The organism is Streptosporangium sp. NPDC051022 (genome assembly GCF_040683035.1).
In the GTDB taxonomy this organism is placed as follows: Bacteria; Actinomycetota; Actinomycetes; order Streptosporangiales; family Streptosporangiaceae; genus Streptosporangium.
Genome location: NZ_JBFBCF010000001.1, coordinates 581,822 through 597,885 on the forward strand (window position 1 = coordinate 581,822; position 16,064 = coordinate 597,885).

Sequence of the window (16,064 nt, forward strand, 5' to 3'; positions counted from 1 at the left end):
ACGGCCCGCGTCCCGTGGCCGGCCATCCGGCCGGGGGACGCGGGCCGTCGTACGTCCAACTCCATTTGGCATTCGTGAGACAAGGGCGTACGCTGTCAACGCCGAAGACCGCCGGTCGTCGTCATGCCTCATGGTGTGACGGCTTAAGGATCCACACTGTGGACGGCCCGCGTAGGTGTGATGTGAGTTTTCATTTGGACTGACCTCCTCATGTGAGCCCCGTGCGCCTGCGCCCGGGGCTTGTTCGCGTCCATGGGCCCTTGCCGGCGGCAACATCTGGAAGGAGGCCCATGGCGAAGACGGAAAAGGCAACGGCTGTAGCCGAGCTGAAGAGCAACTTCGAAGGCTCCAGCGCTGCCGTTCTGACCGAGTACCGCGGTCTCACCGTCGCGCAGCTCAAGCAGCTGCGCGTCTCCCTCGGTGAGAACGCGAAGTTCGCCGTGGTGAAGAACACGCTGACCAAGATCGCGGCCAACGAGGCCGGGATCAGCGAGCTCGACGACCTGCTCGCGGGTCCGTCGGCGATCGCGTTCGTCAAGGGCGACGTGGTCGAGGCCGCCAAGAGTCTGCGTGACTTCGCCAAGGCCAATCCCCTCCTGGTCATCAAGGGCGGTGTCGTCGACGGCAAGTCGATGAACCCGACCGAGATCAGCAAGCTTGCCGACCTTGAGTCGCGCGAGGTTCTCCTCGCGAAGCTGGCGGGCGCTCTGAAGGCGAAGCAGGGCCACGCGGCCGCCGTCTTCAACGCGCTGCCCACCAACATGGCTCAGCTGGTCGAGGCTCTGCGCGCCAAGCGCGAAGAGGCCGGCGAGTAGGTCCGCGCAAGCGGGCACGGGGGATTAGCGCAACATACCGCGGTCCCAATTCTTAGTTTTTTTGATCCATACGGAGGAACCACCATGGCGAAGCTCAGCACCGACGAGCTGCTCGACGCGTTCAAGGAGATGACCCTCCTCGAGCTGTCCGACTTCGTGAAGCTCTTCGAGGAGACCTTCGACGTCAAGGCCGCCGCCCCGGTCGCCGTCGCCGCGGCCCCGGCCGCCGGCGCCGCCGCCGCTGAGGAGGTCGAGGAGCAGGACGAGTTCGACGTCGTCCTCGAGGCGGCCGGTGACAAGAAGATCCAGGTCATCAAGGAGATCCGCGCCCTGACGAGCCTGGGCCTCAAGGAGGCCAAGGACCTCGTGGACGGCGCTCCCAAGCCCGTCTTCGACGGCAAGGTCAACAAGGAGCAGGCGGAGAAGGCCAAGGCCGCCCTCGAGGCCGTCGGCGCCACCGTCACCGTCAAGTAATCACGCTTGGCGTAAGGCTTCACAGCTTCATCGGAAAGAGCGGGTCCACCAGGTGCCGGTGGCCCGCTCTTTTCGCGTTTCCGGGCCCGGTGCGTCCCGCCCCGGTTCGGGGAGGTGTGGGTGAGATCTGGGAGTTGGTAGCTGTTTTGGTGATTTACGACACCGTGAGTGATTTGTAGCTATAGCGCGCTGTAAGGGCCATTGAGAGAGCCCGGTCGCGCGGGCTGGAGAAAAGCGGCCCGACGGGGCGGGGGCCGCGACAGGCCGTCCTGGGGCGCTGTGGGGCCATTGTGGGGGCGTGTGCCCCTTCTCTCCGGCCGGAAGATCGTCCGGCGGCGGGGGTGGAGGACGGGGGGCGTGGAGGCCGCCGGATCCGTGCGATGAAAACCGGTGGATCGGGGCAGTGGGGACCGCGGCCGGCCGCGAGATCGGTGGTGTGGGCCGGCTGGGGCCACGAGATCGGCGGCGCCGAACAGGTGAAACGATCCAACGGAAGAAAATGGGGCGTGAAGAGGTCCTTAAAGCCCTCCATGACGATCCATTTGGCGGGTTATGATCCGGCGATCGGGGAGCTTTCGGCCTGGACGGCCGGCGCCTTGTGGTCACCGGTCCGTTGTTCCGGTAGACCTGCGATGGGAGAGAGCGCATGGCGGTGAACGCTGCTCGGCGGGCTCACCCGCTGAAGATCGCCGGGCTGGTGCTGGGCCTGCTGATCGTGGCGCTGCTGGCCGCCGCCTTCTGGCTGTGCGGGGCCCTGCGCGACGCCCAGGCGGCGGCGGACGATCGCGACGCGGCCATACAGGCGGCCGGGGCGCACGCCCTCGACCTGCTCTCCGTCAGCCATCGGACCGTGGACGCCGACATCAAACGCATCCTGGACACCTCCACCGGGGCGGCGAGGGCGGAGTACACCAGGACCCTCGCGGAGCTCAAGAAGACCACCGTCAAGAACAAGGTCCTGCAGACGGGCGCGTTGCGCGCCTCCGGGATCGTCTCCAGGAAGGGGAACACCGCCCAGGTGATGGTGGTGGGGGACGTCGTGGTCCGCTGGGAGGGGAGCAAGGACGCCCCGCAGGAGCGGTTCTACCGCTGGAACATGCAGGTGACCAAGGTTGGGACGTCCTGGCTCGTGTCAAAAGCGGAGTTGGTCCTATGACGCGCGTTTCCCTGCTGCTGGTCGGGGTGCTGACCGCCGTGACGCTCTCGCTCGCGGCCGTGGTCTGGATCATGTTCGCCGACCTGAGCCGGCTGCGCTCGGAGGAGAGCGCCGGTCAGGAGGCGCTCGCGACGGCGCGTTCGGTGGCCGCCGACATGCTGTCGTACGACTACCGTACTATCGAACAGGATTTCGCACGGGCCAGGGGATACACCACCGGCGATCTGACCCGCTACTACCGGGAGCTCGCCACGACGCTGATGCCGACGGTCAGGAGCCAGCGGACCGTCCAGCAGGCGACGGTGGCCGGGGCGGCGGTCGAGTCGGCGCGGTCCGACCGGGCCGAGGTGCTGCTGTTCATGAACATGAGCACGGTGCGGACCCTCCCCGGGGACAAGCAGCCCCGGCGGCAGGTCAGCCAGAACCGGGCCCGCCTGGTCATGGTCAAGAAGGACTCCCATTGGCTCGTGGCCGAATTGTCCACTCTGCTGGGAAACCCCCCGCCCCGTTAGAAGTTTTCCGCGGGCCCTTTTCCGTTCGCCGCGGCCCCCGGACGGCGCCTCCGCCGTCCCCGGCGCGCCGGTGTCGCCGCCGCCCCCGACCCCGCCGTGAGCTCCTCCTTTGCCGTTCGGGGCGCCCGGCCGGCCGCTCCTCGCCACGGCGAAGATCCACAAAACAGGCCCCCGTGGGCGTGGCGCTTCATTCAATTGTTATCAAAGCCTGTGTTTGGGGTTGGTTTGGCCGCGGGTACATCGTCCATGGCAGCGTCGATCGTCAGTCCGTCGTCGGCTGGCGTTCGATCCGTTGTGTGACGGAGCGTTAGCCACACCAGGTCGCGGGTATCGTCTTGGATCCGGTGGTGTGCGCAGGTCACACGATGGGCAAACTCCCAGCGTCTCGGCTGTTCCTTGGCTGAAATGTCGGCTCGCGGGCTTGACGTTTCGGCTCTGACGGGCGATGCTGCGACCAACGTGGAGCGTACAGCGAGAGTGGAGTGGACAGGTGTATGCCGTTCGGCTACACTGCCCCTTTGCGCTGCCCTTTGACGACCCGCTTCTTTTGGTGCTCTGATGCATGGTCGTCTGGCGTGCGTGTAGTCAGTCCGCCGCGAGCCCTCGGAAGGACATCTGTTGGCAGCCTCGCGCAACGCCTCCGCCGTACCCGCTGGTCCCCGTCGTGTGTCTTTCGCACGCATTCAGGAGCCGCTCGAAGTTCCTGATCTTCTCGCCCTGCAGACCGAGTCGTTCGACTGGCTGCTCGGTAACGAGAAGTGGAAGGGGCGGGTCGAGGCGGCTCGCCAGGCCGGGCGCAAGGACGTTCCGGCCCAGTCGGGTCTCGAAGAGATCTTCGAGGAGATCAGTCCCATCGAGGACTTCTCCGGGACCATGTCCCTGTCGTTCCGCGACCACCGGTTCGAACCGCCCAAGTACTCAGTCGATGAGTGCAAAGACAAGGACATGACCTACTCCGCCCCGATGTTCGTCACGGCGGAGTTCATCAATAACACCACTGGTGAGATCAAGAGCCAGACCGTGTTCATGGGCGACTTCCCGCTCATGACCGGCAAGGGCACATTCATCATCAACGGCACCGAGCGTGTCGTGGTCTCCCAGCTGGTCCGGTCCCCGGGCGTCTACTTCGACCGCAGCGTCGACAAGACCTCCGACAAGGACCTCTACGGCTGCAAGGTGATCCCCTCCCGGGGTGCCTGGCTCGAGTTCGAGATCGACAAGCGTGACAGCGTCGGCGTCCGCATCGACCGCAAGCGCAAGCAGGCCGTCACGGTGCTGCTGAAGGCGCTCGGGTGGACCAGCGACCAGATTCTTGAGCGGTTCGGGCAGTACGAGTCCATGCGGGCGACCCTGGAGAAGGACCACACGGCCGGCCAGGACGACGCCCTGCTGGACATCTACCGCAAGCTGCGCCCGGGTGAGCCGCCGACCAAGGAGTCGGCGCAGACCCTGCTGGAGAACCTGTACTTCAACCCCAAGCGCTACGACCTGGCCAAGGTCGGCCGCTACAAGATCAACAAGAAGCTCGGCGTCGACGCCGAGATCACCCAGGGCACGCTGACCGAAGAGGACATCGTCGCCACGATCGAGTACATCGTCAAGCTTCACGCGGGCGAGACCTCGATGCGGGGGGCGAACGACGAGATCGTCGTCGAGACCGACGACATCGACCACTTCGGCAACCGGCGCCTGCGCACGGTCGGCGAGCTCATCCAGAACCAGGTCCGTCTCGGCCTGGCCCGGATGGAGCGCGTGGTTCGTGAGCGGATGACCACCCAGGACGTCGAGGCGATCACGCCGCAGACCCTGATCAACATCCGCCCGGTCGTGGCGTCGATCAAGGAGTTCTTCGGAACCTCGCAGCTGTCGCAGTTCATGGACCAGACCAACCCCCTGGCGGGTCTGACGCACAAGCGTCGTCTGTCCGCGCTGGGTCCCGGTGGTCTGTCGCGTGAGCGGGCCGGCTTCGAGGTCCGTGACGTCCACCCGTCGCACTACGGCCGCATGTGCCCGATCGAGACGCCCGAAGGCCCGAACATCGGTCTGATCGGCTCGCTCGCCTCCTTCGGCCGGGTGAACTCCTTCGGCTTCGTCGAGACGCCCTACCGCAAGGTCGTCGACGGCCGGGTCACCGAGGAGGTCCACTACCTCACCGCCGACGAGGAGGACCGCTACGTCATCGCCCAGGCGAACACGCCGATCGCGGCCGATGGCACGTTCCTCGAGAGCCGCGTCCTGGTCCGCCGTAAGGGCGGGGAGTTCGAGTCCGTGCGGGCCAGCGAGGTCGGCTACATGGACGTCTCCGCGCGCCAGATGGTGTCCGTCGCGACCGCGATGATCCCGTTCCTGGAGCACGACGACGCCAACCGCGCGCTCATGGGCTCCAACATGCAGCGCCAGTCGGTGCCGTTGCTCAAGAGCGAGGCGCCGCTGGTCGGGACCGGCATGGAGTACCGCGCCGCGACCGACGCCGGTGACGTCATCAACGCCGACAAGGCCGGCGTGGTCGAGGAGGTCTCCGCCGACTACGTCACGGTGATGAACGACGACGGCACCCGCACGACCTACCGGGTGGCCAAGTTCAAGCGCTCCAACCAGGGCACCTGCTTCAACCAGAAGCCGATCGTGGCCGAGGGCGACCGGATCGAGGTCAACCAGGTCATCGCCGACGGCCCGTGCACCGACGACGGTGAGATGGCGCTGGGCAAGAACCTGCTGGTGGCGTTCATGCCGTGGGAGGGCCACAACTACGAGGACGCGATCATCCTGTCCCAGCGGCTGGTCCAGGACGACGTCCTGTCCTCGATCCACATCGAGGAGCACGAGGTCGACGCCCGCGACACCAAGCTGGGCCCCGAGGAGATCACCCGGGACATCCCGAACGTCTCCGAGGAGGTGCTGGCCGATCTCGACGAGCGCGGCATCATCCGCATCGGCGCCGAGGTCGTGCCGGGCGACATCCTGGTGGGCAAGGTCACCCCGAAGGGGGAGACCGAGCTGACGCCCGAGGAGCGGCTGCTGCGCGCGATCTTCGGTGAGAAGGCCCGTGAGGTGCGCGACACCTCGCTGAAGGTGCCGCACGGCGAGCAGGGCAAGGTCATCGGGGTGCGCGTGTTCTCCCGCGAGGAGGGCGACGAGCTGCCGCCGGGGGTCAACGAGCTGGTGCGCGTCTACGTGGCCCAGAAGCGGAAGATCACCGACGGTGACAAGCTCGCCGGCCGGCACGGCAACAAGGGTGTCATCTCCAAGATCCTGCCGGTGGAGGACATGCCGTTCCTGGAGGACGGCACGCCGGTCGACATCATCCTCAACCCCCTGGGCGTGCCGGGCCGGATGAACGTCGGGCAGGTGCTGGAGACCCATCTGGGCTGGATCGCGGCCCGGGGCTGGGACATCTCCGGTGTCCAGGAGGCCTGGGCCGAGCGGCTGCGCGACAAGGGCTTCACCGAGGTCGAGCCGCGCACCAACATGGCCACCCCGGTGTTCGACGGTGCCAACGAGGAAGAGATCGTCGGCCTGCTCGACAACACCCTGGTCAACAGGGACGGCGGCCGCATGGTCGGCTCGAACGGCAAGGCCCGCCTCTTCGACGGGCGTTCCGGCGAGCCGTTCCCGCACCCGATCTCGGTCGGTTACATCTACATCCTGAAGCTGCTCCACCTGGTCGACGACAAGATCCACGCCCGTTCGACCGGCCCGTACTCCATGATCACCCAGCAGCCGCTCGGCGGTAAGGCCCAGTTCGGCGGCCAGCGCTTCGGTGAGATGGAGGTGTGGGCGCTGGAGGCCTACGGCGCCGCCTACGCCCTCCAGGAGCTGCTGACGATCAAGTCCGACGACGTTCTGGGCCGGGTGAAGGTCTACGAGGCCATCGTCAAGGGCGAGAACATCCCCGAGCCGGGCATTCCCGAGTCCTTCAAGGTCCTCATCAAGGAAATGCAGTCGCTGTGCCTGAACGTCGAGGTGCTCTCCAGCGACGGCATGTCCATCGAGATGCGCGACACCGACGAGGACGTCTTCCGCGCCGCGGAGGAGCTCGGCATCGACCTGTCCCGGCGCGAGCCGAGCAGTGTCGAAGAGGTCTGATCTAGAAGCTGAGGAGGGGAAAACAAGTGCTGGACGTCAACTTCTTTGACGAGCTTCGGATCGGCCTCGCGACGGCTGACGACATCCGCCAGTGGTCGCACGGTGAGGTGAAGAAGCCCGAGACCATCAACTACCGGACCCTCAAGCCCGAGAAGGACGGACTCTTCTGCGAGAAGATCTTCGGTCCGACCCGGGACTGGGAGTGCTACTGCGGCAAGTACAAGCGCGTCCGCTTCAAGGGCATCATCTGTGAGCGCTGCGGCGTCGAGGTGACCCGCGCCAAGGTGCGTCGTGAGCGGATGGGCCACATCGAGCTGGCCGCGCCCGTCACGCACATCTGGTACTTCAAGGGCGTCCCGTCCCGGCTGGGCTACCTGCTCGACCTGGCCCCGAAGGACCTCGAGAAGGTCATCTACTTCGCGGCCTACATGATCACGCACGTCGACAAGGAGATGCGCGAGCGCGACCTGCCGTCGCTCGAGGCGAAGATCTCCGTCGAGCGGCAGCACGTCGAGCAGCGCCGTGACGCCGACATCGAGGCCAGGCAGAAGAAGCTCGAGGCCGACCTGACCGAGCTTGAGGCCGCGGGCGCCAAGGGCGACCAGCGCCGCAAGGTCCGCGAGGGCGCCGAGCGTGAGATGCGTCAGCTCCGCGACCGGGCCCAGCGCGAGCTGGACCGCCTCGACGAGGTCTGGAGCCGCTTCAAGAACCTCAAGGTCCAGGACCTCGAGGGCGACGAGCTGCTCTACCGCGAGATGCGCGACCGCTTCGGCCGCTACTTCCGCGGCGGCATGGGCGCCCAGGCCATCCAGGAGCGCCTGACCAACTTCGACCTCGACCTCGAGGCCGAGAACCTCCGCGAGACGATCCGCAGCGGCAAGGGCCAGAAGAAGGCCCGCGCGCTCAAGCGTCTCAAGGTCGTCTCCGCGTTCCTGAACACCCGTAACTCGCCCAACGGCATGGTCCTGGACTGCATCCCGGTCATCCCGCCGGACCTGCGCCCCATGGTGCAGCTCGACGGTGGCCGGTTCGCGACCTCGGACCTGAACGACCTGTACCGCCGGGTGATCAACCGGAACAACCGCCTCAAGCGTCTGCTCGACCTCGGCGCGCCCGAGATCATCGTGAACAACGAGAAGCGGATGCTCCAGGAGGCCGTCGACGCGCTGTTCGACAACGGCCGCCGCGGCCGTCCGGTCACGGGCCCGGGCAACCGTCCCCTGAAGTCCCTCAGCGACATGCTGAAGGGCAAGCAGGGTCGTTTCCGCCAGAACCTCCTGGGCAAGCGAGTCGACTACTCCGGCCGTTCGGTCATCGTCGTCGGCCCGCAGCTGAAGCTGCACCAGTGCGGTCTGCCCAAGCAGATGGCGCTGGAGCTCTTCAAGCCGTTCGTGATGAAGCGCCTGGTCGACCTGAACCACGCGCAGAACATCAAGTCGGCCAAGCGGATGGTCGAGCGCGCGCGCCCGGTCGTGTGGGACGTCCTCGAAGAGGTCATCACCGAGCACCCCGTGCTGCTCAACCGCGCGCCGACGCTGCACCGCCTGGGCATCCAGGCCTTCGAACCGCAGCTGGTCGAGGGCAAGGCCATCCAGATCCACCCGCTCGTCTGCACCGCGTTCAACGCGGACTTCGACGGTGACCAGATGGCCGTGCACCTGCCGCTGTCGGCGGAGGCGCAGGCCGAGGCCCGCATCCTGATGCTGTCGACCAACAACATCCTGAAGCCGGCCGACGGCAAGCCGGTGACCATGCCCACCCAGGACATGATCATCGGTCTGTACTCCCTGACCACCATCAAGGACGAAGACGAGAGCGCCCTCGGTCAGGGCCGGGTCTTCGGCTCGGTCTCCGAGGCGCTCATGGCCTTCGATCGGCGCGAGCTGGACATCCAGGCCAAGATCCAGATCCGGATGAAGGGCGACGTCCCGCCGCCCCGCGGCTGGGCCGGCCCCGAGGGCTGGGAGCAGGGCGACGGCTACCGCCTGGAGACCACGCTCGGCCGCTGCCTGTTCAACCAGACGCTGCCGGCGAACTACCCGTACGTGAACTCCCAGGTCGGCAAGAAGCAGCTGTCCGCCATCGTCAACGAGCTGGCCGAGAAGTACCCGAAGGTCGAGGTCGCGGCCGCGCTCGACGCGCTCAAGGACGCCGGCTTCTACTGGGCCACCCGGGCCGGTGTGACGATCTCCATCGAGGACGTCATCGCGCCGCCGAACAAGGCCGCGATCATGGAGACGTACGAGCGCAGGGCCGACAAGGTCCAGCGGGAGTACGAGCGCGGTCTGATCACCGACGAGGAGCGCCGTCAGGAGCTCATCGAGATCTGGACGCACGCCACCAGCGACGTGACCGACGACATGCAGAAGGCGTTCCCGAAGACCAACCCGGTCTGGATGATGGTCCAGTCGGGCGCCCGAGGAAACCTGATGCAGGTCCGGCAGATCTCCGGCATCCGCGGTCTGGTGTCCAACACCAAGGGTGAGACGATCCCGCGTCCGATCAAGGCCTCCTTCCGGGAGGGCCTGTCGGTGCTGGAGTACTTCATCTCCACCCACGGACAGCGGAAGGGTCTGGCCGACACCGCGCTGCGGACCGCCGACTCGGGTTACCTGACCCGTCGTCTGGTGGACGTCGCGCAGGACGTCATCGTCCGCGAGATCGACTGCGGCACCGACCGGGCCGTCCCGCTGCACGTCGCCGAGCGCGACCCCCAGGGCAACCTGGTCAAGGCCGAGAACGCCGAGAGCAACGTGCACGGCCGCATTCTGGCCGAGGACGTCGAGGTGGACGGCAAGATCATCGCGAGCGCGGGCGTCGACATCAGCGACATCCAGGTCACCGCGCTGGTCGAGGCCGGGGTCGAGACCGTCCGGACCCGCAGCGCGCTCGTCTGCGAGGCCAAGATCGGTGTCTGCGCCACCTGCTACGGCCGTTCGCTGGCGACCGGCAAGCTCGTCGACGTCGGCGAGGCGGTCGGCATCATCGCCGCCCAGTCGATCGGTGAGCCCGGAACCCAGCTGACGATGCGTACCTTCCACACCGGTGGTGTGGCGGGTGCGGACATCACCCACGGTCTGCCCCGTGTCCAGGAGCTCTTCGAGGCGCGCGTCCCCAAGGGCGTCGCCCCGATCAGCGAGGCCGAGGGCCGGGTCCGCATCGACGAGACCGACAAGACCCGGAAGATCGTGATCGTCCCGGACGACGGTTCCGAGGAGATCGCCTACCCGGTGTCCATGCGGTCGCGCATGCTGGTCTCCGAGGGGCAGCACGTCTCGGTCGGCCAGCAGCTGATCGCCGGTGCCGTCAACCCCAACGAGGTGCTGCGCATCCTCGGCCCCCGGGCCGTGCAGCTGCACCTGGTGGCCGAGGTCCAGCAGGTCTACCGCTCGCAGGGTGTGTCGATCCACGACAAGCACATCGAGATCATCGTCAGGCAGATGCTCAAGCGCGTGAACGTGCTGGAGTCCGGCGACGCCGACATGCTGCCCGGTGAGCTCGTCGAGCGTCCGCGCTTCGAGCGGATCAACCGCGAGTGCGTGGCCGAGGGCGGTACGCCGGCCTCCGGACGTCCGGTGCTGATGGGCATCACCAAGGCCTCGCTCGCCACCGAGTCGTGGCTGTCGGCGGCCTCCTTCCAGGAGACGACCCGGGTGCTCACCGACGCGGCGATCCACGCCAAGTCGGACTCCCTGCTCGGCCTCAAGGAGAACGTCATCATCGGTAAGCTCATCCCGGCCGGTACCGGCATGCCGCAGTACCGCAACATCCGGGTCGAGCCCACCGAGGAGGCGAAGGCCGCGATGTACACCGTCGGTGGCTACGACGGCTCCGCGGCCGACTACACCTTCGGCTCGGGCTCCGGCGAGGCCGTGCCGCTGGAGGAGTACGACTTCGGTCAGTACAACCGCTAGCCGGCGGACGACGGCCGGACCACCGGCCGGATGATCGGCCGGATGATCGACGAAGGCGCCCGGTTCCCGGAAGGGGACCGGGCGCCTTCGCGTCCGGGGGGCTTTCTGATGGTTTTCGCCGATCTTCCTTGACCGGAATGTTGCGTGGAAAGCCGTACGCCTATGACGGAAACGGCCGGAGAGGTCTTCTGAGACAGGTAAACTCGGGTTGGACCCAACAGCGGTCGGCTGGAAATCGGCCGCGGAGTCGCGACACGAACACCGGCGCTCGTAACGGCGGCCGGAGAGCGCAACCGTTTTGACGTGTTGCGTTGGAGTGGGTAATCTTTCCGTTCGTGCCCGTGGCTTCATGGGCTCTCATGCGTGCGCGCCGACAGGTTTCCCATCGGGGAGTTGGCAGGGGCGCCGCGTGGCTTCCTCCACCGGAGCGGCCTGGCTGGGAGAGTGGCGCGACAAGTGCGCGACACGCCCGAGCGCGTGGGTCGGAGTGGATGGAAAAACCGCAGGTCATGACACCGGCAGCGCCTGCAAAAGCAACAACATTCGAATTACCGGCAAGCACGAACGGAGACGCGGTGCCCACGATTCAGCAGCTGGTCCGCAAGGGCCGCCAGGACAAGGTCACCAAGACCAAGACCCCGGCGCTCAAGGCCAGCCCCCAGCGACGCGGCACCTGCATGCGCGTTTACACCACGACGCCCAAGAAGCCGAACTCCGCGCTTCGCAAGGTCGCGCGTGTCCGGCTTACCAACGGGATCGAGGTCACGGCCTACATCCCCGGTGTCGGTCACAACCTTCAGGAGCACTCGATCGTGCTCGTTCGCGGTGGTCGTGTGAAGGACCTGCCGGGTGTTCGCTACAAGATCATCCGTGGCTCGCTCGACACCCAGGGTGTCCGTAACCGCAAGCAGGCCCGTAGCCGTTACGGCGCGAAGAAGGAGAAGTAAGAATGCCTCGCAAGGGTTCTCCTGGCCGTCGTCAGCTCATGGCCGACCCGGTCCACAACTCGCCCCTGGTCACCGCCCTCATCAACAAGGTGCTCCTGGACGGCAAGCGCTCCATCGCTCAGTCCATCGTGTACGGCGCCCTTGAGGGTGCCAGGGAGAAGACCGGCAACGACCCGGTCGTCACCCTCAAGCGGGCCCTGGACAACGTCAAGCCCACCCTTGAGGTCCGCAGCCGCCGTGTCGGTGGCGCGACCTACCAGGTCCCGGTCGAGGTGCGCGCCGCGCGCAGCACCACCCTGGCCCTGCGTTGGCTGGTGCAGTACTCCCGCGCCCGCCGCGAGAAGACCATGACCGAGCGCCTCATGAACGAGCTGCTCGACGCCAGCAATGGCCTCGGCGCCAGCGTCAAGAAGCGCGAGGACACCCACAAGATGGCCGAGTCCAACAAGGCCTTCGCCCACTACCGCTGGTAACAGCGGGTTCGACGAGACGACGAGGACGCGAGAGAAGTGGCCACCACGACCGCTCTTGACCTGGCCAAGGTCCGAAACATCGGCATCATGGCCCACATCGACGCGGGCAAGACCACGACGACCGAGCGCATCCTGTTCTACACCGGCATCAACTACAAGCTCGGTGAGGTCCACGAGGGCGCAGCCACGATGGACTGGATGGAGCAGGAGCAGGAGCGTGGTATCACCATCACCTCCGCTGCTACGACCTGCGAGTGGCTCGGCCACACGATCAACATCATCGACACCCCGGGTCACGTGGACTTCACGATCGAGGTGGAGCGCTCGCTCCGCGTCCTCGACGGTGCCGTCGCCGTGTTCGACGGCGTGGCCGGTGTGGAGCCGCAGTCCGAGACGGTGTGGCGTCAGGCCGACCGTTACGGCGTGCCCCGCATCTGCTTCGTCAACAAGATGGACCGTGTCGGCGCGGAGTTCCACCGCTGCGTCGACATGATGGTCAGCCGCCTGCACGCGACCCCCGCGGTCGTCCAGCTTCCCTGGGGCGTCGAGGCCGACTTCAAGGGCGTCATCGACCTGGTGAAGATGAAGGGCCTGCTCTGGAGCGCCGAGGCGGCCAAGGGCGAGATGTACGAGATCGTGGACATCCCGGCCGAGCACGCCGAGGCCGCCCGCGAGTGGCGTGACAAGCTCGTCGAGACCGTCGCCGAGAACGACGACGAGCTGATGGAGCTCTTCCTCGAGGGCGTCGAGCCCAGCGAGGAGCAGCTGGTCGCGGCCATCCGCCGCGCGACGCTGGCCAGCGCCATCAACCCGGTCCTGACCGGCACCGCGTTCAAGAACAAGGGCGTCCAGCCCCTGCTCGACGCGATCGTCGCCTACCTCCCCGCTCCGACCGACATCCCGGCCTTCAAGGGTCACGCGGTCGGCAACGAGGAGGAGATCATCGAGCGTCACGCCGACGTGAGCGAGCCGTTCGCCGCGCTGGCCTTCAAGATCATGAGCGACCAGCACCTGGGTCGTCTCACCTACATCCGCATCTACTCGGGCACGCTCGAGACCGGCACCGCCGTGGTCAACTCGGTGAAGGGCCGCAAGGAGCGGATCGGCAAGATCTACCAGATGCACGCCAACAAGCGCGAGGAGCGCTCGTCGGCGCACGCCGGTCAGATCGTCGCCGTCATGGGCCTGAAGGACACCACCACCGGTGACACCCTGGCCGACCCGGCCAAGCCGGTCGTCCTGGAGTCGATGAACTTCCCGGCTCCGGTCATCAACGTGGCGATCGAGCCCAAGACCAAGGGCGACCAGGAGAAGCTGGGCACCGCGATCCAGCGTCTGGCCGAGGAGGACCCGTCCTTCCAGGTCCGTCGTGACGAGGAGACCGGCCAGACGGTCATCTGGGGTATGGGCGAGCTCCACCTGGAGATCCTCGTCGACCGGATGCGCCGCGAGTTCAAGGTCGAGGCCAACGTCGGCCGCCCGCAGGTGGCCTACCGCGAGACCATCCGCCGCAAGGTGGAGAAGGTCGACTACGTCCACAAGAAGCAGACCGGTGGATCGGGTCAGTTCGCGAAGGTCATCATCGACATCGAGCCGCTGGGCGAGGGCAACGACGGCTACGAGTTCGAGAACAAGGTCTCCGGCGGTCGCATCCCGAGGGAGTACATCCCCTCGGTCGACGCGGGTGCCCAGGAGGCCGCCGAGTTCGGTGTTCTCGCCGGCTACCCCATGGTCGGGGTCAAGGTCACCCTTCAGGACGGTGCCTACCACGAGGTGGACTCGTCTGAAATGGCCTTCAAGATCGCTGGCTCGATGGCCTTCAAGGAGGCCGCGCGCAAGGCGGACGCCGTAATCCTGGAGCCGATGATGGCCGTCGAGGTCACCACGCCCGAGGACTACATGGGTGACGTCATCGGTGACCTCAACGGCCGCCGCGGGCAGATCCAGGCGATGGACGAGCGCGGTGGAAACCGCGTCGTCAACGCGCTCGTGCCGCTCTCTGAGATGTTCGGCTACGTGGGTGACCTCCGTAGCAAGACGCAGGGACGCGCGAGCTACAGCATGCAGTTCGACTCCTATGCGGAAGTGCCTGCGCACATCGCCAAGGAGATCGTCGCGAAGGTGCGGGGCGAGTAAGTCCGGCATCCGTTCCGGTGCGGGAGGCGAGGAGATCGTCGCCCCGCCACCGGAGGGGTGCGGGGCGAGTAAGTCCGGCACCCGTTCCGGTGCGGGAGGCGAGGAGATCGCCGCCCGATCACCGGGGGTGTACGGGCGAGGTACTCAGCGGCCGGTTCCCATCGGGGCCGGCCCCCCAAGCCCGAGTGAAAAGACGCAAGTCAAGTCAGAATCTCTAAGGAGACAGAGCAGTGGCCAAGGCCAAGTTCGAGCGGACCAAGCCGCACGTAAACATCGGCACCATTGGGCACATCGACCACGGCAAGACCACTCTGACCGCGGCGATCACCAAGGTGCTCCACGAGCGTTACCCGAACCTCAACGAGGCGACCCCGTTCGACAAGATCGACAAGGCGCCCGAGGAGAAGGCCCGTGGTATCACGATCTCCATCGCGCACGTCGAGTACCAGACCGAGCAGCGCCACTACGCCCACGTGGACTGCCCCGGTCACGCCGACTACGTGAAGAACATGATCACCGGTGCGGCTCAGATGGACGGCGCGATCCTCGTGGTCGCCGCCACCGACGGTCCGATGCCGCAGACCAAGGAGCACGTCCTCCTGGCCCGCCAGGTCGGCGTTCCCTACATCGTGGTCGCCCTGAACAAGGCCGACATGGTGGACGACGAGGAGATCCTGGAGCTCGTCGAGCTCGAGGTCCGTGAGCTTCTCTCGGCTCAGGAGTTCCCCGGCGACGACCTGCCGGTCGTTCGCGTCTCGGCGCTGAAGGCGCTCGAGGGCGACGAGAAGTGGGGCGACAGCATCATCGAGCTCATGACCGCCGTGGACGAGAACGTCCCGCAGCCGACTCGTGAGACCGACAAGCCGTTCCTCATGCCGATCGAGGACGTCTTCTCGATCACCGGCCGTGGCACCGTCGTCACCGGCCGTATCGAGCGCGGTGTCGTCAAGGTCAACGAGACCGTCGACATCATCGGCATCAAGGACACCAAGACCACCACCACGGTCACCGGCGTCGAGATGTTCCGCAAGCTCCTCGACGAGGGCCAGGCCGGTGACAACGTCGGTCTGCTCCTGCGTGGCATCAAGCGCGAGGACGTCGAGCGCGGCCAGTGCATCATCAAGCCGGGCACGACCACCCCGCACACCGAGTTCGACGCCCAGGTCTACATCCTGAGCAAGGACGAGGGCGGCCGCCACACGCCGTTCTTCAACAACTACCGCCCGCAGTTCTACTTCCGTACGACTGACGTGACCGGTGTTGTGAACCTGCCCGAGGGCACCGAGATGGTCATGCCCGGTGACAACACCGAGATGTCCGTCCAGCTCATCCAGCCCATCGCGATGGAGGACGGTCTCAAGTTCGCCATCCGCGAGGGTGGCCGCACCGTCGGTGCGGGTCGCGTTACCAAGATCATCAAGTAGTACGATCGCGGAGTGGCGGGGGGGGGGGCGCGGGGGGGCGCCCCCCCCCCCCCCCCCGGGGGGGGGGGGGGGGGGCCGCGCCGCGGAGGGGAGGTAGGCCGGGGGGTGGTTAAATGTTGGGGTGAGT

Annotated in this window: 10 protein-coding genes; all 10 read left to right on the forward strand. The window is 66.6% G+C overall.

All coding sequences use genetic code 11. The features are described from left to right. Positions 1–290: 290 nt before the first annotated feature. Positions 291–815: a 50S ribosomal protein L10 gene (gene rplJ, locus AB0N02_RS02765; RefSeq protein ID WP_363941847.1), complete on the forward strand. Its 525-nt coding sequence runs from the start codon at positions 291–293 to the stop codon at positions 813–815. An 84-nt stretch (positions 816–899) separates the two neighbouring features. Beyond that, a complete protein-coding gene (gene rplL, locus AB0N02_RS02770; protein WP_363941850.1) occupies positions 900–1,289 on the forward strand; it encodes a 50S ribosomal protein L7/L12 in 390 nt (129 codons plus the stop codon). Positions 1,290–1,935: 646 nt separating this feature from the next. Continuing rightward, positions 1,936–2,445 (forward strand): hypothetical protein, encoded by a 510-nt coding sequence (locus AB0N02_RS02775; RefSeq protein ID WP_363941851.1) that lies wholly within the window; start codon positions 1,936–1,938, stop codon positions 2,443–2,445. Beyond that, positions 2,442–2,957 (forward strand): hypothetical protein, encoded by a 516-nt coding sequence (locus AB0N02_RS02780; RefSeq protein WP_363941854.1) that lies wholly within the window; start codon positions 2,442–2,444, stop codon positions 2,955–2,957. The genes AB0N02_RS02775 and AB0N02_RS02780 overlap by 4 nt, the downstream gene beginning before the upstream one ends. A 618-nt stretch (positions 2,958–3,575) precedes the next feature. Next, positions 3,576–7,043: a DNA-directed RNA polymerase subunit beta gene (gene rpoB / locus AB0N02_RS02785; protein ID WP_363941856.1), complete on the forward strand. Its 3,468-nt coding sequence runs from the start codon at positions 3,576–3,578 to the stop codon at positions 7,041–7,043. 26 nt (positions 7,044–7,069) lie between these two features. Further along, complete coding sequence (locus AB0N02_RS02790) at positions 7,070–10,957, forward strand: DNA-directed RNA polymerase subunit beta' (RefSeq protein WP_363941858.1); 3,888 nt, start codon at positions 7,070–7,072, stop codon at positions 10,955–10,957. Positions 10,958–11,532: 575 nt separating this feature from the next. Then, positions 11,533–11,904 carry a 30S ribosomal protein S12 gene (rpsL, locus tag AB0N02_RS02795; protein WP_012887826.1) on the forward strand — a complete coding sequence of 124 codons (372 nt, stop codon included), beginning with the start codon at positions 11,533–11,535 and terminating at the stop codon, positions 11,902–11,904. Positions 11,905–11,906: 2 nt separating this feature from the next. Further along, a complete protein-coding gene (gene rpsG / locus AB0N02_RS02800) occupies positions 11,907–12,377 on the forward strand; it encodes a 30S ribosomal protein S7 (protein ID WP_179819699.1) in 471 nt (156 codons plus the stop codon). Between the two features lie 36 nt (positions 12,378–12,413). Further along, positions 12,414–14,513, forward strand: a complete 2,100-nt coding sequence (gene fusA, locus AB0N02_RS02805) for an elongation factor G (protein ID WP_363941861.1) — start codon at positions 12,414–12,416, stop codon at positions 14,511–14,513. A gap of 230 nt (positions 14,514–14,743) precedes the next feature. Then, a complete protein-coding gene (gene tuf, locus AB0N02_RS02810) occupies positions 14,744–15,937 on the forward strand; it encodes an elongation factor Tu (protein WP_363941864.1) in 1,194 nt (397 codons plus the stop codon). Positions 15,938–16,064: the final 127 nt, after the last annotated feature.

Excerpts from the sequence above, each read along its gene's own strand:
- rplJ (WP_363941847.1), top strand. The coding sequence starts at position 291 with ATGGCGAAGACGGAAAAGGCAACGGCTGTAGCCGAGCTGAAGAGCAAC.
- rplL (WP_363941850.1), top strand. The coding sequence starts at position 900 with ATGGCGAAGCTCAGCACCGACGAGCTGCTCGACGCGTTCAAGGAGATG.
- AB0N02_RS02780 (WP_363941854.1), top strand. The coding sequence starts at position 2,442 with ATGACGCGCGTTTCCCTGCTGCTGGTCGGGGTGCTGACCGCCGTGACG.
- AB0N02_RS02775 (WP_363941851.1), top strand. The coding sequence starts at position 1,936 with ATGGCGGTGAACGCTGCTCGGCGGGCTCACCCGCTGAAGATCGCCGGG.
- rpsG (WP_179819699.1), top strand. The coding sequence starts at position 11,907 with ATGCCTCGCAAGGGTTCTCCTGGCCGTCGTCAGCTCATGGCCGACCCG.